Origin of the sequence: Helicobacter aurati, from assembly GCF_003364265.1 — a bacterium.
GTDB lineage: Bacteria > Campylobacterota > Campylobacteria > Campylobacterales > Helicobacteraceae > Helicobacter_A > Helicobacter_A aurati.
In genome coordinates this window covers 129,965-149,318 of sequence record NZ_NXLW01000003.1, presented here as the reverse complement: position 1 = coordinate 149,318, position 19,354 = coordinate 129,965, and the positions used below count along the sequence as shown (strand labels likewise).

Sequence of the window (19,354 nt, the reverse complement as noted above, 5' to 3'; positions counted from 1 at the left end):
TTCCTTAGAATCTATTCTCCCGCATTTCAAGGATATTCAGCATTAAGACACCGCCACTAAAACGCGCAAGGAGATGAGCGCGTAAACTAGCAATTGTCTTCGTGCGAGATTCTAAATTAATAGTAAGACTTGTATCATCAATCATTGCATTATGTTGTATTAGACATAAAAGCACATCGTTTTTATATTCTCGCAAAAAGTCGTATAGCTTATGCTGCGTTTGTTTTTTGATACTTGCTTTGGTTTGTGATTCTGTATAGAAAGGGTAGAGTGTTAAGGAATAATAAGTTTCTTTTGTTGGAATCTCACAGGCTTTTGCTATTTGCTTGCCGTGTGCTTTAGAGACAAGTGGCACAGCGATTTTATAGGATTCCCCATAAGGAGCGTCATTAACAAGCTTAAACACATAAGAAACAACAAACTCATGCCACGGGCTTTCGGCTATTTGTTCTATCTCTGGAGTACGTTCGGCAGGTATTTGTAGGCTAGAGTCCTTTTGTATGGCTTTTTGTGCTTCTCTTTGTTGATAATATAACATATCGCTTTGCGCAGGATTGCCTTTATATTCCTTGCGAATCCATTGGATTTGTTCAGGAGATGTTTGTTGTATTTCATTGGGAACTTGAGCGTTATATTGCACAGAATCCGCAGGCTGTGTGTCGTAGAGAGAAGTTTCACTAGCTTGCAGCAGACAAAGAAATATAAGATAGAAAGCTAGATAAGGCATTATTTATAATCCACAAGTTTTATTGCATTAATGTCTAATTCATTCTTGATTGTTCCTAGAATCTTTTGATTTTCTTTCATAAAATCTTGTAATGTATTTTCGGTGATATTGACTTCTTTGGGGGGCTTAGATTCTGATTCTATTGCCTCTGTAATGTTGTTGGATACAGAATCCAATGCGGACGTGTTGGTAGGCATAACTGCAGAATCTGCTTGCATTTGTGCTAGAGATGGATGTAAATGAGGGGCTTTTTTATCGACTTTTATCTTGATATTTGGACCAAAAATATGTTGTGTAATGTCCATAATACCTTTGTAGGCATGTCGCAAAGTGAGATTTTGTTTCTCAGTTGTATAGGCAGTCAGATAGAGAAAAGAAGAATCTAGTTTTTCAAAAACAATATGTTTCTCAAAAATTTCTCCCGTGGTGAAATCCCTTTGACTAATTGCCTCCAACATTTGCGCATATTGCTGCTTTGCTATTGAAAGAGTAGAATCTGTGTTATTGGGAGATTCTGTTTCTAAATCTGCTGGGGCAGTGACGTTTGATATTCTATTAGTAGAGATACCAACTTGAGCGTCTTGATGAGACTTAGCATTTGCCTCTGTGAAATCTAGCGGTTTCATTATGGGGCTTGGTTTGTTGGTTGGTTGTGCAACCGTAGCGACGTCTTTGGCTGTTTCAAGTTCACGGTAGAAGTTTGCATTAGATTCTAGTTGTGCAATGCTAGATTCTATGTCATGTATTTTTTGCGCCTCGAGCATTTTTAATATTGTTAGCAATAAGCAAAAATCACTATCGCAATCAAGTTGTAGTAACACTTTAGAATCTGCAATGATATTTGCATATCGCATAGCCATGACAGGCATAATCTTATCTTGTATCAATTGTTCTTTGATATATACGCTAAGAGAATCTAACACCATTTCAACTTCATAATCATCAAGGGAACTAACAAAGCGCAAGCATTCTTGTTTATTTTTCTGCAATAAAGCATGAAAGAGGACATTAAAACTTTGCAAATCAAGCGCGCCTAACATATCTGCTAGCTTCTGGGCGTTTAAATGATTTTGACAAAAAATAATTGCCTGATCAAGCAAGGTAAGAGTATCACGGACGCTGCCATGCCCGTTACGAACAATCATATCAATACTTGCTTCATCATAGAGAATCTGTTCTTGTTTAAGAATAGCGATAAGGTGATTTTTTAACGTATTTGTTGGAATCTTTCTGAATCGGAAATGTTGCGTTCTGCTAAGAATAGTGGGCGGGACTTTTAGTGGGTCGGTGGTTGCTAGAATAAACTTAACATAGCTAGGAGGTTCTTCAAGCGTTTTAAGTAAAGAGTTAAACGACTCTTTAGTTAGCATGTGTACTTCATCAATAATAAATATTTTGAATCTTCCAATGCTCGGTTTGTATTTGGTTTGTTCAATGATTTCACGAATATCATCGATTTTTCTATTACTTGCGCCATCTAATTCCACAATGTCGAGATTATTCCCTTGCAATGCCGACTTACAGCTTGGGCATATTCCGCACGGTTTTGAGCTTATGCCTTTTTGACATTGCAAACAACGTGCAAAAATACGGGCTGAAGAAGTCTTTCCGCTACCACGAAGACCGCTAAAGAGATAGGCATGCGAAATTCTTTGTGTGGCAAGTGCCAAGGAAAGAGTGCGCGTAACACTCTCCTGCCCAATGAGTTCAGAGAATAGTTTGGGTCTGTATTTTATAGCAAGCGCGATATTCTTTGTGTGGCAAGATTGGCTATATGAGTCATTTGATGTTACGCTATTGCCTATCGTGTCGTTATGTGTCGTTGTTGTCGTGATAGTAGCGGAGCTTGCAGTGTCTTTTGTGGTTATTTCTGTGATATTAATATGTGCCGGTTCGGTTTGCGGTGTAGGGGGATTCACTTCGTCAAAAATACCCCTTGGCATGACAAAGGGCATTTTGATGTCAATAGGATTCTTGTGTTGTTCATTTATATCCCATGGGGGCATGTTATTCGTAGTCATATTACGCTCGATAAACAAAAATGTGCAAATTATAGATAAAATTGCTTAATATCTAGCAAATAGCATAAATATCGTGTTAAAATATAGTAGCGATAAGGAAAAGAGATGTTACTTAGTAAATATTGTGCAAGCGGCAATGATTTCTTAATATTTCATAGTTTTATTTCTGCCAATCGAAGCGAAATGGCTGTACGTCTTTGTAATAGATTCCATGGTATAGGGGCTGATGGTTTGGTCGTATTGTTGCCACTATCAATAGCCGAAAGCAATGTAGAAGCCTCATATAAATGGGAGTTTTATAATTCAGATGGAAGTGTTGCAAATATGTGCGGGAATGCTAGTCGTGCGGTGAGTCTTTATGCGTATCATAATAATTTAGCTTCCAATAGACATAATTTTCTTAGTAAGGCTGGCATCATCACAACTGAAATTCAAGAGATTCTTAATGCACAAGAAGCCTATATTCAAAGTAAATTGGGCGGGTATAGTATCAAAGGGAATTTTGTAGAATACAGAAAAAACAATGTCTATGAGTTTGAATTGATTGAGATAACAATTCCGCATCTAGTGTGCTTAGTTTCCTCTATGAAAGATTATTACACTTTGGTTGCAGACACCCAATTTCTTGCGCAATTGCGACATAAATATAATGCCAATGTCAATATTGCCTTTAGAGATTCCCATATAACCTATTATGCAACTTATGAGCGCGGTATAGAAGCTGTTACTCAAGCTTGTGGTACTGGAGCAAGTGCTGTTTATGTCTGCATAGGCGATTTTGCACAAGAAGGTATTCTTGTTCCTCCAAGTAAGGAGAAATTGAAAGTTAGTTGCATTGATAATGAAATATATTGCAGCGGTATTGCAAAAAAAATATGCGATTGTGTGATTAATTAATCAATGCAGTACAGCGTTTTTTGTTATCTGTTCGGCGGAGATTCGACAAATAGATGTAGTTCTTAAGCCTTAATATAAAAGCAAAATTGCTACATATTATCATATTACAATAGTGTCCGTCAGATTCGGAATAGAGCAATATAGAATCAAATGGTTTTATACAACAATCCGAGAAAAACAAGGGCGAATACATTGCTATAAAACGCCATTGACACCATTTGATTCTCATTTAAATCGAAATGCACTTGTGCGTAGCAACGTTAAGCAATGAAATAAAAGAGCCGCTTAACCCCTGCCCAAGCATGAGCAAAAAATAGCGAGTTTGTAAGCGCAAGGCTTTGCTACTTTATCGAATCTCGATGTATTTAATCATACAAATCTTTAGTATAAAGTAACTTTCTTTTCATAAATGCAGAAACAATAAGCAACAAAGTAAGTCCCATACAGATAAAAAGACGAATATTTATTTCATTTTGTACATCGCCTCGTGCATAGGAGTGTAAGCCTGTTGCTAAATAGTAATTCACACCAAAATATGTCATGATAATGCTATAAAATGCCAATACAGACATCACATTAAAGAGGAATACAATATAGACAGGTTTTAATAGTCTAATATGCAAGACACAGGCATAGACTCCAATAGAAACTAGAGACCATGTTTCTTTAGAATCCCAGCTCCAATATCTTCCCCAAGATTCATTCGCCCATACACCACCTAAAAATGTTCCAGCACTTAGCATGAGTACACCCACAATCATGCTCATTTCATTAATCGCGCTCAATGAGAGAATTGAGGTATCAATTTGGCTGCGATTAGGGCTTCTAAATATAAATAAAATGAGGTTTATAATTCCTAGCATTAATGATAACCCCAAGAATCCATAGCTTGCAACAATCACTGCAACATGGATATTAAGCCAGTAGGATTGCAATACGGGTTGCAAGTTCCCGATTTGTGGATCCATAAACCCCCAATGCGCAACGGTTAAAGCTAGTCCAGCTAAAAAGCTTGATCCACATAGCGCAAAAAGAGACTTTCGTAGAATAATGATTCCAGAAAGAGCACTTGCCCATGCAATATATAGCATAGACTCGTAGGCGTTGCTCCAAGGAGCATGTCCTCCAATATACCAACGCAAAAGAAGTCCTACGGTATGTGCGAGGAATACAAGTAATAGCATAGCATGCAAAGTTTTACCTAGCCATTGTGGAATTTTCTTATTGGTAATGATGGCAATCAAAGCAATAAAGAAAAGTAGCATGCCTAATAGCAAATAAAAATATTGTGAAACAGGAAAAATATCTGTTTTGTTTAAAAATAATTCGGATTTTACCCGCATAGAATCTAAATATAAGATTCCCGCACTTCTTTCTTGATAATCATGTATTGCGCGTAAAGCTTGAGGAAGCCTACTCCAATCATCTTGCAAAATGCCTTGTTGCAAGCTCGTTACAAGGCTATTATAGAAATAAATGAGTAAGGGGTCCTTGAGTAAAAAAGGATTGCCTAATGCTTGCCAAGTATGCAGTTTATGAAATGTATCAGGGTCTATATTTGTTTGTTGCAAGTCTCTATTTGCTTTGCCAATAGTGTTGTTTTGTGCTTGTTTGGAATCTCGTTGAATGTTATCTGGATTCGGGAATATTCTTAAATAATTCCAGATAGAAAAAGGCATTAAATAGTCCATTTTGTCATGCAGCTTGAGGATTTGCTTATCAAATTCATTACGTTCGGCTTCAGATTTTTTGCTTGCTGTGATGACAAAGTGATAGAGTTTATAGCCTTGTTTAAATTTCTCTAAAAGTTCTTCAGTGGGAAAAGCCGCATAAGCATAAATATCTGGCAAAGAATCTGCAACAAATAAGTCATTAAATGAGACGAAGCTGCTTTGTGTAACTCCTAGTATTTTAAGAATTTGAGCATTTTTGACATGAATAAAACGTAGTTTTGCCATGTCTTGCGGCAAAGCAATAAGTCCTATGAGAAATTGATTGTGTTCTAATCCGCGAAACGTTGAAGATTCTACAATTTTGCGGATTACTTCGTTGCTGTATGTATCCATAATTTTGATATGTCCATCCATACCTTGTATTTGTAGTTTGGCAAAGTCTTCTAAATATTCTTGCGGGACATGTTTTAGCGATTCGAGATGTCTTTGGATTGCTTCTTGGCTTGTATCATTGAGGAGAGGGGCTAGTTCTTGTTGCTTTTGTGCTAGCTCGTCAAAATACTGCATAAATGTTTGGATTTGCTGTTTTGCTACTATGCCATCAGAATCTAAATGCTGTTTATCGGTAGCTTTAGCGAGAGTAGGTTGTACAGAGCTAATAATCATTATCCCGATAAGAAAGAGTAGTACTTTTTGTTGGCGCACAAAGTCGCTTAATTGTTTAAATCGCGAGTCTTTATCGAATAAAAGCCAAATTGCACCTAGAATCAAAAGTGTATAGCCAATATATGTGAGAATCTTACCAGGGTCATTATTGACCGATAAGACAGTGCCTGTATAAATCATTTTTCTTTGCTCATCAACATCGGTTGTGTAGCTAGATTGAAAAAAGCGGTACCCCTTGAAATCCAAAACATGATTCATAAAAATTTTGTATTCAAAAGTATCTTTTGTTGCTTCATCATGTATTTCTACATAGGAAGCATAGCTTGAGGGCATTTGTGAACCTGGATAATTAATAACTTCAAACTTTTGCAATGTAATGCTAAAAGGCAGAAGTATTGACTTTGGTCCCCATGATAAAGTTATGTAGCGATTGCCAAACTTCTCAATGGCAATTTCTCCTCTATTGGAGACTTGCAAGAGCTTTTTTATTCCATTATATTCAATTTCAAAGGTTGCTAAATAGTGATTTTCTTTTTTTGCTTCACTAATTTCTTGCGTTGTTGGTTCTTTGTCTGAATCTCTAGCATTGGCATAAAGTGCTTGTAGAGAATAATTAACAATGCCTACTGAACGGATGGATAACGTTTTGTCAAACACTGTTTTTTGTACATTAAAAGAAGAATATCTAATATAAGGGCTAAGTGTAATATCAAATCCTTCTTTAAAGCTATTAAGTGGCTCTATATCTCGCGGTGTGGCGTTATTGGTAAGTTCATTGCTTACAAGCACGTTTAAGAAATTTTGTGTGGAAGTAATAAATGAGCTAGTTTCTCCATTTTTTAATACTAAGTTTCCTTCAAAACCATAGAATCTTGTTATTCCTGCACCGATGATGATAATTACAAAGGAAAAATGGAAAATAAGCATGCTTATTTTTACTCCGATTCTCATACTTTGCCTAAGACAACCAAGTATGTTTAGAAGTAACCACACATTGAGCAGTTCAAACCACCATGAATGGTATATCACATCATTGGCTACTAAAGTGCCATAATCTCTTTCTACAAATGTAGCCCAGCCAATACAGGCTGCATAAAGTGCCATTAAAAAAATGCTTAACGGCATAGAGGCAAAAAGGCTTGTAACAAGCAATTTTATCCTTCGCATAATTGCTCCTTAGTGCCATTATTTAAGTGTTTGAGTGAAAAGCTGCATTCGTTTTTCGAAATTTTCTTCTTCTGCATATTTTTTTTCTTCAATAAAATGGAGCATAGAAACAAAATATTTTTTGTCATAGCCTTGTAGGCTAAGGATTTTCTTGCCATTAGGTTCAACCCAGACGATAAGAGGAGTAGCTTCCAATTGATAGGTTAAAGCTAGAGAATCTGTCGGCATATTTTTATTAAGGAAGCTTACTTGATGTGATTTGCTGTAGCTTGTATTGATATAGTATGAAACAAAATTTTCTTTAATTAAGTTTCTAAGAGAGCTGTCTTTGGCAATATCGTTTTTGAGTCTTTCACAATAAGTGCAATTATTTTTAGCAAAAATTAACATGATAGGTTTGCTTTTGGATTCTATATGTGCAGAATTACTAAAAACGTCTTCTAAGCCTTTGTAGCTCGCCGTATCGATATTTTGGCTGATTTCTTCTAGTGTTTGCGTGTTGTTATTGCCATCGCCAATAGTGATTTTACTCTCCTTGCATCCAAGAATTAAGAGTGGTAAAATTACGCACGTGGTAGCGCAAATAAAAGATTGTTTGTTCATAATCTCTCCTTTAAAAGGTTCGGACATTGTTGTCAAGAAATGTTTGTGGGAGTTGCAATATATGAATATTTAATGGGAGTCTTCTTCATATTCTAGGAATCCTTCAATGCGATCTTTTTGTGTGTCAAATTGCTTCCATAAATCGTTATTAACAAATTCTAAAATCCGTATAAGCCTTCTTTCCCCAGGGAATCCAACGATTCGCATAATTTCTTTGGAATCTGTGCTGATAAAAACCATTGATGGTAATGCAGTGATTTTGTAAAGTTTTGCCATATCAAGGGAATTAACGCCTGAAAGTTTCAAATAAGGGATGTTATGTTTTGTTTTAGAGTTAATATTAATGAGATATGTGGAAAAGTTTAATATTAAATAGCCATGTATGGTTGGATTTTCAATCAGGCTGGTTTTTAAAATCTCACAGTAATAACATTCGTTTTTGTTGAAAATAAGCAAAACATGTTTATCGCCAATAGTAATGTTCTTGTTGTCAAGGAATAATAATGTCAGATCATCAGAGGATTGCGCATTCTCTTGTTGTGTTTTGGTTTCTTGTGAATATGCAAAAGATAGTGTAAAAATGAATGTTGCTATTGTGAGGAATATACAAGATATATTGCAGAAAGAATCCTTAGGATGAGAAAGCTGCGTGCGTAATAAAGAAGTATGAGCAATGAACATGACTATTTGCCTTTCATAGATTGTCGGTCTTTGCATCTAATCTATATATTGAGTTATAATTCTACTCTATAATTTCAAATATTTTTTGAATCATAAATTTTACAATTCTTATTCTCCACAAAGGAATACTATGCAAGCTGGTATCATTGGACTAGGGTTAATTGGCGGTTCCTTAGGATTAGCACTCAAAGAAACTCGACTTTTTCAAAGTATTCTAGGTTACGATTCTAAGCCATTGCATGAACAACAAGCACTTCATTTAGGACTTGTTGATGAATGTGTGAGTTTAGAGGAAATTTCTTCGTGCGCTGTAATCTTTATCGCTGTTCCACTCGATATTGTCGCAACAATAGTTAATAATTTGGTTAACATATCCTCTAGTCAAACAATTATTGACATGGGTAGCACAAAATCCCTCATTCATAGTCTCATTAACCCAGCTATCCGTAAAAACTACATTGGCGCACATCCCATGAGCGGCACTGAGTATAGCGGACCAAAAGCGGCACAAAAGGGGCTCTTTAAAAATAAAATTGTCATTCTTACAGATACTGAACAGAGCGGCGAATTACAATTAAGCTTTGCTAAGGAGATTTTTGTTTCACTTGGTATGCAAATTATTAAAATGGATTCGTGCAATCATGATGCGCATATTGCCTATATCTCACACTTGCCTCATATTCTTAGTTTTGCTCTTGCAAATACCGTATTGGCACAAGAAAAACCAGAAAATATTTTAGCTCTTATTGGCGGCGGCTTTCGCGACACGAGTAGATTATCTAAAAGTTCGCCTATCACTTGGAGAGATATTTTTAAGCATAACAGAAAGCATCTTTTAGAATCTATTCGAGAATTTGAGAAAAATATAGCTCTTGCAAAAGGTTATATTGAAAGAGAGGAATGGGATAAATTGGAGGATTGGATGCGGCATGCAAATTCTCTTTATGAGTTTCTTTAATCAGAGGTTATTCCCCCTAGTTATTTCCCTACACAAAATTGTGAAAACATTGAATCTAATATTTCTTCAACATTGTATGGTTTGGTAATAGCAGAGAGATTTTTAAGAGATTCCATGAGTTCGAAGCTTGCAAGTTCTAAGATATTTTTTTCTAAAAGCGATGAAGCTTTCATAAGGTTATTGAGGGCAGATTCTAGGAAAGTATTTTGAGCGGCATTGGTGAGAATAAACGTGTCGCTATCAATGTGCATGGTGATATATTCTTGAATCTTGTCTGTGATTATTTGACGATGGTTTATGTCTTTTGTGTTGATAACGCAATAGTTGAAATCTGAAAAGTCGTAAGTGTTTTTTTTCGGTAAGTCATTTTTATTGAGCACAATAAGAATACTTTTGGTTTTTATAGAATCTAAATGAATAAAGTCAAGTATTTTGTAGTCGTCTTCATCCATATTACGCGATAAATCAAACACACAAAGCAGTATTTCGCTCTCTTTTGCGCATTCTAGGCTACGTTGCATGCCTTGATTCTCAATAGAATTTGAGCTTGTTCTAATACCTGCAGTATCGGAGAGAGAGATGATATTGCCGTTAATATCTAAGCTTTCAGTGATCACATCTCTTGTTGTGCCTGCTTCTTGACTGACAATTGCCCTATCGCGTAAGAGCAGCAGGTTAAGTAAGGAGCTTTTCCCTACATTTGGTTTGCCTAGAATACTTAGTTTTGCCCCTTGTAAGCGAGAGTAATGCGCACTAGATTCTCTAATGGCGCGGAATCTTTTAATGAGAAATTGTAGTGAAGAGAGTGATTTCTCCAAAATAGCAGGATCCAAATCCTCTTCGCTATAATCAATGCACACTTCGATTTGAGCGATAATTTCTAAGATAGCTTGCCTGCTTGATTCTAACATTCTTGCACATTCTCCTGTAAGGTTACGTACAAGAAGCTGTGTTAGGTTGGTGTTTGTATTATTAATAAGTGCTATTGTTGCCTCAAGCTCTACCATATCTAATTTACCATTACGAAGAGCACGTTTGCTAAATTCTCCCGGACTAGCTAGAGTTGCACCAAAATCGAGCGCAGATTTGAGAATCTCTTGTGTGATAAGTAATCCGCCGTGACTTTGAATTTCTACTATATCTTCTCCATTAAAGCTAAAAGGTGCTTTAAAGTAAATCATAATTGCTTTGTCAAGAAGTCTCCCTTTTGAATCATAAAGGGAGCATAGAGTAGCTTTACGTGGGATAAGTCGAATATTTTTTGAAGAATTTGATGGATAATTTGTATGAATGGCTTGGTTGTGTTTTGGCATAATGAATTGATAGGCAATCTCTAAGGCTTTTTCTCCGCTTAGGCGAACGATGCTTATAGCACTTTTAGAGATACCGCTAGAAATTGCTACAATTGTGTGTTGCTGTTCATTCATACATTCTCACTTTTTATATAATTATTATGTGTCAGTATAGGCATTGTTGATGAAGCTATTAATGATAATCGATTTTTCACCGTTTCCTGTATCACGAGAGACAATGTATTTATGTGGCAGCTCTTGTCGCAAGATTTTTAATGCAATATAGGCAAGCACACCGTCTAAAGGCTTGGTTTCAGCTTTGCCTTGCTCTTGAGCCGTGCGTATAATTGGCTCGAGATAAGCCTTTATAGATTCTTCTTGGTTTCTTAAGAACTGCGCTATTTCTAAATGCACACCATAACCATAGCAAGTGTGTATCCAATTGAATAATAGATAACTCAAAGATTTATAGCGGTAGCCCTTTTGCCCAATTAGCAGGGCTGAATCAATGCCGTCTATTAAAATAGAAACGGTGTGATTGTTGTATGGTTTTACTTCAATCTTTTTTATATCAAGAGGCAGTAATTTGAGAAGTTCGGTTAGTTCTTCTTCTATAATAGAGCACGTTGAGACTATGTTTTGAGTATTTGTTTCTGTAATTAACGTTGTGTCTATTGTATGATTAGCATCCTCTTGGGAAATGATACTTGTCGAATTATCAGAAATATCTTTCCATGGCAGCTGATTGGAGTCATTATCGGAAGTGATAACATTCTTGATGGTATAAGCTTGTATCACTTGCTCGTTATGCAAAGATTGTCGGACAGAATCATCTTGGTGCTGATTGGTAGTATTTGCATGAGAATCTTGTAACGTTTGCAGTCCATCTAATGTGATGCAATCCGCAATAATGATTGCTTCCTTTTTACCAAACCCCCAAAAGCCCGTGCTTGGATTCTGCACTATTTCATAATCAAGCTGCGCAATTGAGCAACTAAAATATTTTGAAGCTTGTAGTAGACAAGAGTCTATAGTATTCGCAGTAAACCTTTTCATTTATTTTACCCCACAGTTTTGATATTGTTAAAATTATTATATAGTAACTTGTGGTGATTGTTTTTATTTTCAGGGTTAGAGTTGTTATTTATGTTGAGAATATTTCCCTTTCTGTTTTTTTATGTCTAGTATTTTATTAATCGCGAGTTGTTGGACTATGGAAATGATGTTGTTTATTGTCCAATATAAGATTAATCCTGCAGGAAAAGTGATAAGAAAAATTGTAAAAATTACAGGCAGCCATTTGAAAACTTTTGCCTGCATAGGGTCGCTAAAGGCGGTTGGAGTAATAGCTTGCTGTGCATACATAGATACGCCCATAAGGACAGGTAAAATAAAATAGGGGTCCATAACACTTAAGTCGTGTATCCAAGCAAAAAAAGGCGCATTTTTTAGCTCAACAGCATTATAGAGGACACGATAAATAGCAAAGAATACAGGGATTTGCAATAATAATGGCAAGCAACCACCAAGCGGATTAGCCCCATGCTTTTTGTAGAGTTCCATCATCGCAGCTTGTAGTTTTTGTGGATCGCCTTTGTGTTTTTGTTGAATCTCTTTCATTTTGGGAGCTAAATCTTTAAGCTTTTGCATGCTAACCATTCCCTTAAAGCTTAAAGGGAACAAAATGATTCGGATAATTAGAGTAAGCACAATGATAGCCATTCCCCAATTTCCCATGTATTGATAGAGATAGTCAAGCAGAGTGAAAATGTATTTTGCAAAGAATGTGATTCTGCCGTATTCTACAACGCTCGTTAAATGCGGGTTAATGGATTTTAAGAGATTATAGTCTTTTGGTCCAATATAGCCATAAAGGGTTTCATTTTGCTCTTTAAGATTCACAAACGGTCTAGGCAATCCTTTAGCAAAAGCTCCGACTACAACAGAAAGCGGCTTATCAATATTAAAGAATAAACTCGTGTAATATCTATCTACACTCGCAATATAGAGTGCATCTGAATAATTTTGTCCTTCTATTTTTGCATCACCGTCTTCCACCTTTTCTATTGCTGTATCGGTTTTTTGTAAAAGCACGCCTTGGAACGCATAGCTATCGCCATCCGCATTGGGTCGCATACCATTACTAATAATGTATTGTGCGGGTTTGCTAAGGTTAATTGTAATTTTGTATGTCATATTTGGGTAGATAGTAAGCTGTTTCTCTACAACGATTTCGCCGAGATTCTGTGTTAAGGTTAGTGTTTGAGCTTCATTGTCAACTACAAGATGATCGATGTTTGCCGTATAGGGAACACTATTTGCGAGCTCGCGCAAATGATTGTCAACAAAGAATATTTGCAAAGGATAGAGACTAGAATTATTGGCTAGAAGAGGTAATCTCTCAAGCTTTTTGTTTTCTCCGCCTACCATACCGAATAATCGTCCAATATGAGTAAAAATACCTTCTTGATGTGGTTGTGTGTATTTATCTGCCTTGAGATATACTTGAACAATAGTACCTTTGGAATCTATATCCATATCAAATTGACTACCTTCCACTCTGGTGATAATGTCTTTTTGTGTGAGTGAATCGGGCAAAAGAGAATTGCTTGAAGAGTCGGCTTGTGATTGTGTTGTTTGTTGTGAAGAAGTATTGGTAACTGCGCTAGGGACTTCACTCTCCATTTTATTTTTAGTCAAGTTTGGTTCAATTGTAGTAGGTGTTCGTATGGGTTCAGGAGTAAAGAACTTTGACCAAACAACAATCACTACAAATGAAATGGCTACTGCTAAAATTAATCGAAGGTTACTTTGTTTATCCACTGGCAAACCTTTATTTTAGATAAACTGAAATTATATAGAATTTTTGGAATCTACGCAATAATAAATGCGTATTGGATTCCACGAAAAAGTAGGTAAGTTTTTGCGGTATTTGAGGGCATATTCGGGATAAATTGTGTGTTTGCTGAAAGCAAAGCAATCTCTGATGCCTTTGCTTCTCTTTGTATTTTTTGGCTGCAAGGAATACAAACGCTGGAGCAAATCCACCTTTACTTAGCGGGTTGCATGATAAGATTCTATAAGAAATTTTGAGTAAAGCGCAAAGTATATTATCAAATTTGATTAGAAGCAGAGCGTAATTGGAGCAAGTTGGATAATAACGGCATGCAGGCGGGATAAATGGGGAAATATATCGCTGATACATTGTGATGAGAAACAGAAAAAGGCTTTGCATATTATTCCCTCTGTGAGATTGCAGATTCTTCATTGAGCAATGTTGTAGTTTCTACTATTAGAAGCGAGTGCATTATAAATTGTTTTATAAAATACTAAAATTTATAATTGAAAGTTTAGGGTAGAAATATGGATAACGATAAGCGATTGTTGGCTGATGAGGTCATTGTGAAGTTCTGCAAGCTAGACAAGGAAGCAGTGATTCCTACGTTTGGAAGTGAAGAGGCGTCTGGTTTTGATTTTTATGCACTCCATTCTTGTTGCATTAAAACCAATGAACATGCTCTTATTCGCACCGGTCTTAGTATGGAATTGCCAAAAGGCTATGAGATGCAAGTGCGACCAAGGAGCGGCTTAGCCTTGCGGCATAAAATTACTATTCTGAATTCCCCTGGAACCGTTGATAGCGATTATCGAGGGGAATTATTAATAATTATTGTGAATTTTGGGGAAGATTTTATAATTCGTAAAGGCGATAGAATAGCACAAGGAGTTGTGCAAAAACTGCCTATCGTGAAGATTGTAGAAGTTTCTACTCTGAATAGCACAGAACGTGGAGAGAAAGGATTCGGTAGTACGGGGATATAATTTGCTTTTTCTTTCTTCTTTCTTTGGGCTAGACTTTTGATAGTTTTGTAAGCGATTATTTAAAATGGTTGTTGCTTAGGAAAAGCTTTATAATCTTTAGATTATTCGGAGATTCGATAATTACATCAAACTGGCATAATTATGCCAGTTTGTATTTCATTGAGATTTGGCTATACATTTAACGCATTAAGTGCTAGCCGTATCGCCCAAAGGCTTGCTTGTTGTTGAATGAAGAGTCTTGATGGGATGGCTGTATGAGTCGAGGTAAGAGGGGGCGTTGAGAGGTAATTTTGTGAAATGACGATAGGTAATTTTGATTTACACAATATGCAGCTAAAAACATATCCAGCAGGTAATTTCAGAAAATTATTGGCACTTGTGTCTTTTGTCGTTAAGCCGCTTGTCGCGATAGCTATATCTGCATTAAAGAGCTGCATAGCACTTCTTGCCATAGCCCTTACGCATGCTTCAGAATAGACGCCAGATTCTTGCAATATGGAATCTTGTATTTTTAGAATGTTTTTTTTGGATTCTATGCTATAAGCAGTTATACCCCCTTTATAGACTTGACTAGCACCGTTTACACTTGTTAGCATTGCGCTTAACACACCACCCGTGCAAGATTCGGCTACACAAATTGTTAATGATTCGCGTATGAGCTTTTGTATAAAGAAAGCTACCAAGTCTCCTTTTAAGAGCTTTTCTCCGAATAGTGCTTGCAGCTCTTGAAAGAAAGATTCTAAGTGAGAATGATTGCCTTGCGCAATTATTTCGTAATGATTATCAGGGGGGCATGAGAGTGTAATATGGTGTTTGTTGGCATAGCCGCCAATAATTTGTAATGTACTTTGTTGTTCGAACCCTAATATCTCGAAGCAAATGTTTTCTTGGTCATGATTCTGTGTTATAGGTACAGATTGGTGTTTGTAAGAATGGTTATACTTTTTTTGTGAATCAACCGTTTGTTTTGCTTTGGTTGTAGGGGATTTAGGTGGGCTTTTATGAGGCTTTGAGGAATGGGCGAGATTCTGCGCGTCGATTATATTATTTTTCTTTAATGCTAACAACTTGGAAATTTTTCTTTTATATCGGTTGTCTTTTTTTGGATAATCTTTAGAATCTTTACTAGAAAACATATATTTTTTGTAAGATTTTTTATTCATAAATTTCCTTGATTGCCAGTAAAAGATTCTAATTATCGCCAACTCTAGCACAACCCATAAAATATAACGTACGTTAGGATTGCTTAAACTATTGTTCTTTGGTAGTTGCTTTTTCTTCTTTGGAATCTTTGCCTTTCTCTTCTTTAAAGATTTTGAAGTTTTTATTCTTCTTAATGAAATTTGATTGCTGTGAATATAAATGCACGATATTCGGATCGGCTAGCAGACAAACTGAATTTTGGTCTTTATCCTCATAATCTACTTTACTTAATAAGTCCCTTGCGACATTTAGCCTTGCACGTTTCTTATCATTAGAATCTACAATAATCCAAGGACAATAAGGAGTATGCGTACGAGAGAACATTTTCTCAAAGGCTTCGGTGTAGTCGTCCCATAAATTCAGAGACTTCGCATCAATAGGGCTTAATTTCCACATTCTTAGAGGGTCATTCTTTCGTCTTTCTATTCTTCTTTTTTGCTCTTCTTGAGAAACGTTAAGGAAGTATTTAAAAATCATTGTTCCGCTTGCTACAAGCATTTGCTCTAAGTTGCTTACTTGATAGATAAATTCCTTATATTCGTCTTGGCTACAGAATCCCATAACTTTTTCAACGCCAGCGCGGTTATACCAGCTCCTATCAAAAAATACAATTTCCCCTCCAGTAGGAAGTGTACTGATGTAGCGTTTGAAATACCATTCTGTTTTTTCTTCCTCTGTGGGCTTAGGCAATGCAACGACGCGACATCCTCTAGGGTTGAGATGTGTCGTTAATGCTCTAATCGTTCCTCCTTTGCCTGCACCATCTCTTCCCTCCATGATGATGACAATCTTTTGTTTTGTTTTCTTTACCCAATTTTGCAATTTAACGAGCTCTATCTCTAGTTTTCGTAATTCTTTTTCATAAAAATCATCTTTGAAAAGATGGTGATGATTAATAATTTTCTTTTTGCTATACACTTCTTTTGGCTCTAAAGATTCTTCTGGTCTTACGACGATTTGCTTTTTGCCCATGATTATCCTTGTAAATTTATATTTAGAATTGTGGAATATATCTAAAAATTACTTAAAAAGCGTTAAGTTATGTGCTCTAATATCGATTATTTTGCAATGTTCACTACTTTATGACTTAAAATAACAATATTTCTTAAATTGATTCGTAATAATTTGGAACTGATTTAAAATATATGAAAATATATAACAAAATAATATAAGATGTTCTAAAACAATAACTTCTTTATTAGAATATTTATCTCAATTTTTCAATAATTTTATGTTACAATTCTCAATCGGAACACATTATTTACTAGTATTGTCTTGTAATGATGTTGCTTTTTACTTCATTAATTTCATTAAGGTTATCTCATTTTTGAGAATGCCAACTAAAAATCATTTTATATAGCTTGCCTAAAATGAAATAGCTAATCTGAAAGTATTTCAGTGAAGAAAACACAACTATAAGGGAGTCCTAATGAACTTTTTCTCTAAATTAAGTGTCGGTTCGAAAATTGTTCTAAGCGTAAGTTTGGTATTAATTATTTGCATGGTGGCTATGTCCTCCGTTGTTGTTATGCAGTCAAGTAGCATTCAACTTAGAGAGTCGCACAAACTTGTTGATAATGTTGCTAAACGTATGTCAGCCGTAATAGAGGGAAGCCTAGAACAAAATATTGTTGCTATTAAAGTGTCTGAATATAGCATTCAAAAACTTATAGACAGCAATCAAGGTGGCGAACAGCAAATAATGGCAGACAATTTAAGAAGTGCACTAGATAATAGCCTTGGTAATTATGGCTATATTTATGTCAATCAGGAGAATTTCAGCGGATCAAACATAGAAAATCCTAAACACAAACTTCCTGATGGCAAGTTTCTTATTCTAATGCAAGATAAATTACCCGACAACGAAGGCGGCGTAGAATTATTACAAGCTGACTCTACAGTACTTACTTTGCCTAGTGTTGTGCAGGCATTAAATACAGGAAAGCCCGTTATTGGTAATCCACGTAAAGTACGCATTGGTGGTGGAGAAGAAGTATTCGGTATGGGTATTAATATCCCTTTATTGGATAAACAAAAGAGAGTTAGAGGAGTGATTGGAATCTTTGTAGATTTGGCTAAGATAAATGAAGAATTAGCAGGTTCTCAATATCAGGCTTTTGAAAATGATTACAGAGTGCTCTTAACAGGCGATGGCTTAGTGGCAGCACATCCCAATGTTTCAGGATTAGGCGGGCATGTTAAGCAACTAAACCAGCATGCTAGTATGAATGTTATATATGATGCATTAGCGAGCAAAAAAGACGGAGTTTATGAATTTGTTAATTCTCGCGGACATTTAAGCTATGTTGGGATTTCTACTTTTAACTTAGGTGAAAATACAGGCTCATCTTGGGCTGTATTAGAGATTGTCCCAGAGTCTTCGGTGTTTGCACCTGTTGCTGAATTGAGAAATGTCATTATCATATCCATGCTTGTTACTTTGTTTGCTATTATGCTGGTGGTTTATTTTTATGTTAGGACGCAGATTCTTTCGCGTATTGTTAATATTTCTAATTTACTACAATCTTTCTTTAAATATCTCAACCATGAAATCAAAGTTGCCCCTGCGCTTATCCGCCCTCGTTCAGAAGACGAATTAGGATCTATGGCAGATACTATTAATAAAAATATAGAGAAAATACAAAAAGGGCTTACACAAGATAAACTTACAATAGATGAATCTGTTGAAGTCGCCCGATCGGTAGAGCAGGGTAATCTCACCGTTAGAATATCTGCAAGCCCTTATAGCCCACAACTTGTTGAGCTAAAAGAAGTACTAAATAAAATGCTTCAAGTCTTACAAGAAAAAATAGGCAGTAGTCTTGATGAAATTGAACGTGTCTTTAATTCATATATGAGACTTAATTTTACAACAGGGATTGAGAATGCGAAAGGTCGCGTTGAGCTTGTAGCTAACAGCTTAGGAGAAGAGATTCGTGAAATGCTTGTTACTTCCAGTGGCTTTGCTAATGAATTAGAATCTAAAAGCAACATTCTAAAAGAAACTTCTGAAAAACTAGTTAAAGGATCTAATACACAAGCGAGCTCTCTTAATCAAACTGCATCTGCGATAGAGCAGATTACCTCTTCTATGCAGAATGTTTCTGGTCATACAGGCGAGGTTATCCAACAAAGTGAAGACATTAAAAATGTAATTGGAATCATTAGAGACATTGCAGACCAAACCAATCTCTTAGCATTAAATGCAGCCATAGAAGCAGCAAGGGCAGGAGAACATGGCAGAGGCTTTGCAGTTGTAGCAGATGAAGTAAGAAAGCTTGCAGAAAGAACACAGAAGTCTCTAGGAGAAATAGAAGCAAATGCTAATACACTTATACAGGGCATTAATGATATGGCAGAATCTATTAAAGAGCAAACTTTAGGTATTAATCAAATCAACGAGGCAGTTGAGCAACTAGAAACTGTGACACAACAAACATTAGAAATCGCTAATCATTCGCAGGAAATTAGCAATGCAGTAGATGAAATAGCTGAAAAAATCATGAACGATGTGAATAGAAAGAAATTTTAAATTCAAGCCTTTGAATTATTATTGATGCTTTGAAGCTAAGTTTTCACTCAAATTTGTTTGTAATGTTTGATTGGGATTTTAGGATTCCAATCCTTTTACTTGCTAGTAACAC

General features: G+C 36.0%; 15 protein-coding genes. 4 read left to right on the top strand and 11 right to left on the bottom strand.

The features are described 5' to 3' along the window. Nucleotides 1-4: 4 nt before the first annotated feature. A complete protein-coding gene (locus CQA66_RS02775) occupies nt 5-727 on the bottom strand; it encodes a hypothetical protein (RefSeq protein WP_104762689.1) in 723 nt (240 codons plus the stop codon). After that, entirely contained in the window at nt 727-2,748 is a 2,022-nt protein-coding gene (locus CQA66_RS02770; RefSeq protein ID WP_104762690.1) for a DNA polymerase III subunit gamma/tau, read from the bottom strand. The genes CQA66_RS02775 and CQA66_RS02770 overlap by 1 nt, the downstream gene beginning before the upstream one ends. Nucleotides 2,749-2,853: 105 nt before the next feature. Between CQA66_RS02770 and dapF the strand changes: the two genes are divergently transcribed. Beyond that, the gene (gene dapF, locus CQA66_RS02765) at nt 2,854-3,645 is read left to right on the top strand and encodes a diaminopimelate epimerase (RefSeq protein WP_104762691.1); all 792 of its coding nucleotides are present in this window, start codon (nt 2,854-2,856) and stop codon (nt 3,643-3,645) included. 365 nt (nt 3,646-4,010) lie between these two features. Here dapF and ccsA read toward each other — a convergent pair whose 3' ends face one another. The 3 genes from ccsA to CQA66_RS02750 form a co-directional block, all read right to left on the bottom strand. Next, the gene (ccsA, locus tag CQA66_RS02760; protein WP_233707696.1) at nt 4,011-7,151 is read right to left on the bottom strand and encodes a cytochrome c biogenesis protein CcsA; all 3,141 of its coding nucleotides are present in this window, start codon (nt 7,149-7,151) and stop codon (nt 4,011-4,013) included. A gap of 18 nt (nt 7,152-7,169) precedes the next feature. Next, nucleotides 7,170-7,754, bottom strand: coding sequence for a thioredoxin fold domain-containing protein (locus CQA66_RS02755; protein WP_104762692.1), 585 nt, complete (start codon nt 7,752-7,754; stop codon nt 7,170-7,172). A gap of 69 nt (nt 7,755-7,823) precedes the next feature. Next, complete coding sequence (locus CQA66_RS02750; protein WP_158657001.1) at nt 7,824-8,435, bottom strand: thioredoxin family protein; 612 nt, start codon at nt 8,433-8,435, stop codon at nt 7,824-7,826. A gap of 130 nt (nt 8,436-8,565) precedes the next feature. Here CQA66_RS02750 and CQA66_RS02745 point away from each other — a divergent pair, with 130 nt between their 5' ends. Further along, nucleotides 8,566-9,393, top strand: coding sequence for a prephenate dehydrogenase (locus tag CQA66_RS02745; protein WP_104762694.1), 828 nt, complete (start codon nt 8,566-8,568; stop codon nt 9,391-9,393). Nucleotides 9,394-9,413: 20 nt separating this feature from the next. Here CQA66_RS02745 and mnmE read toward each other — a convergent pair whose 3' ends face one another. The 4 genes from mnmE to yidD all read right to left on the bottom strand — a co-directional run bounded on the left by mnmE (nt 9,414) and on the right by yidD (nt 13,920). Beyond that, entirely contained in the window at nt 9,414-10,820 is a 1,407-nt protein-coding gene (mnmE, locus tag CQA66_RS02740; protein WP_104762695.1) for a tRNA uridine-5-carboxymethylaminomethyl(34) synthesis GTPase MnmE, read from the bottom strand. A 24-nt stretch (nt 10,821-10,844) separates the two neighbouring features. Beyond that, entirely contained in the window at nt 10,845-11,741 is an 897-nt protein-coding gene (locus CQA66_RS02735) for a Jag N-terminal domain-containing protein (protein ID WP_104762696.1), read from the bottom strand. 84 nt (nt 11,742-11,825) lie between these two features. Continuing rightward, complete coding sequence (gene yidC, locus CQA66_RS02730) at nt 11,826-13,508, bottom strand: membrane protein insertase YidC (RefSeq protein WP_104762697.1); 1,683 nt, start codon at nt 13,506-13,508, stop codon at nt 11,826-11,828. Between the two features lie 10 nt (nt 13,509-13,518). Continuing rightward, nucleotides 13,519-13,920, bottom strand: coding sequence for a membrane protein insertion efficiency factor YidD (yidD, locus tag CQA66_RS02725; protein WP_104762698.1), 402 nt, complete (start codon nt 13,918-13,920; stop codon nt 13,519-13,521). Between the two features lie 128 nt (nt 13,921-14,048). Here yidD and dut point away from each other — a divergent pair, with 128 nt between their 5' ends. Continuing rightward, nucleotides 14,049-14,507, top strand: a complete 459-nt coding sequence (dut, locus tag CQA66_RS02720) for a dUTP diphosphatase (protein WP_104762699.1) — start codon at nt 14,049-14,051, stop codon at nt 14,505-14,507. A 170-nt stretch (nt 14,508-14,677) separates the two neighbouring features. Here dut and CQA66_RS02715 read toward each other — a convergent pair whose 3' ends face one another. Beyond that, nucleotides 14,678-15,670, bottom strand: coding sequence for a CinA family protein (locus tag CQA66_RS02715; protein WP_104762700.1), 993 nt, complete (start codon nt 15,668-15,670; stop codon nt 14,678-14,680). Between the two features lie 88 nt (nt 15,671-15,758). Beyond that, entirely contained in the window at nt 15,759-16,682 is a 924-nt protein-coding gene (ppk2, locus tag CQA66_RS02710; protein WP_104762701.1) for a polyphosphate kinase 2, read from the bottom strand. Nucleotides 16,683-17,139: 457 nt separating this feature from the next. On the opposite strand from ppk2, the gene CQA66_RS09565 reads away from it, so the two are divergent. Next, nucleotides 17,140-19,242 carry a methyl-accepting chemotaxis protein gene (locus CQA66_RS09565; RefSeq protein WP_104762702.1) on the top strand — a complete coding sequence of 701 codons (2,103 nt, stop codon included), beginning with the start codon at nt 17,140-17,142 and terminating at the stop codon, nt 19,240-19,242. The last annotated feature ends 112 nt before the right edge of the window (nt 19,243-19,354 follow it).

Bases quoted from the DNA above. Each gene is read 5' to 3' on its own strand.
- CQA66_RS02775 (WP_104762689.1), bottom strand. From the start codon at position 727: ATGCCTTATCTAGCTTTCTATCTTATATTTCTTTGTCTGCTGCAAGCT.
- CQA66_RS02770 (WP_104762690.1), bottom strand. From the start codon at position 2,748: ATGACTACGAATAACATGCCCCCATGGGATATAAATGAACAACACAAG.
- dapF (WP_104762691.1), top strand. From the start codon at position 2,854: ATGTTACTTAGTAAATATTGTGCAAGCGGCAATGATTTCTTAATATTT.
- ccsA (WP_233707696.1), bottom strand. From the start codon at position 7,151: ATGCGAAGGATAAAATTGCTTGTTACAAGCCTTTTTGCCTCTATGCCG.
- CQA66_RS02755 (WP_104762692.1), bottom strand. From the start codon at position 7,754: ATGAACAAACAATCTTTTATTTGCGCTACCACGTGCGTAATTTTACCA.
- CQA66_RS02750 (WP_158657001.1), bottom strand. From the start codon at position 8,435: ATGTTCATTGCTCATACTTCTTTATTACGCACGCAGCTTTCTCATCCT.
- CQA66_RS02745 (WP_104762694.1), top strand. From the start codon at position 8,566: ATGCAAGCTGGTATCATTGGACTAGGGTTAATTGGCGGTTCCTTAGGA.
- mnmE (WP_104762695.1), bottom strand. From the start codon at position 10,820: ATGAATGAACAGCAACACACAATTGTAGCAATTTCTAGCGGTATCTCT.
- CQA66_RS02735 (WP_104762696.1), bottom strand. From the start codon at position 11,741: ATGAAAAGGTTTACTGCGAATACTATAGACTCTTGTCTACTACAAGCT.
- yidD (WP_104762698.1), bottom strand. From the start codon at position 13,920: ATGCAAAGCCTTTTTCTGTTTCTCATCACAATGTATCAGCGATATATT.
- dut (WP_104762699.1), top strand. From the start codon at position 14,049: ATGGATAACGATAAGCGATTGTTGGCTGATGAGGTCATTGTGAAGTTC.
- CQA66_RS02715 (WP_104762700.1), bottom strand. From the start codon at position 15,670: ATGAATAAAAAATCTTACAAAAAATATATGTTTTCTAGTAAAGATTCT.
- ppk2 (WP_104762701.1), bottom strand. From the start codon at position 16,682: ATGGGCAAAAAGCAAATCGTCGTAAGACCAGAAGAATCTTTAGAGCCA.
- CQA66_RS09565 (WP_104762702.1), top strand. From the start codon at position 17,140: ATGAACTTTTTCTCTAAATTAAGTGTCGGTTCGAAAATTGTTCTAAGC.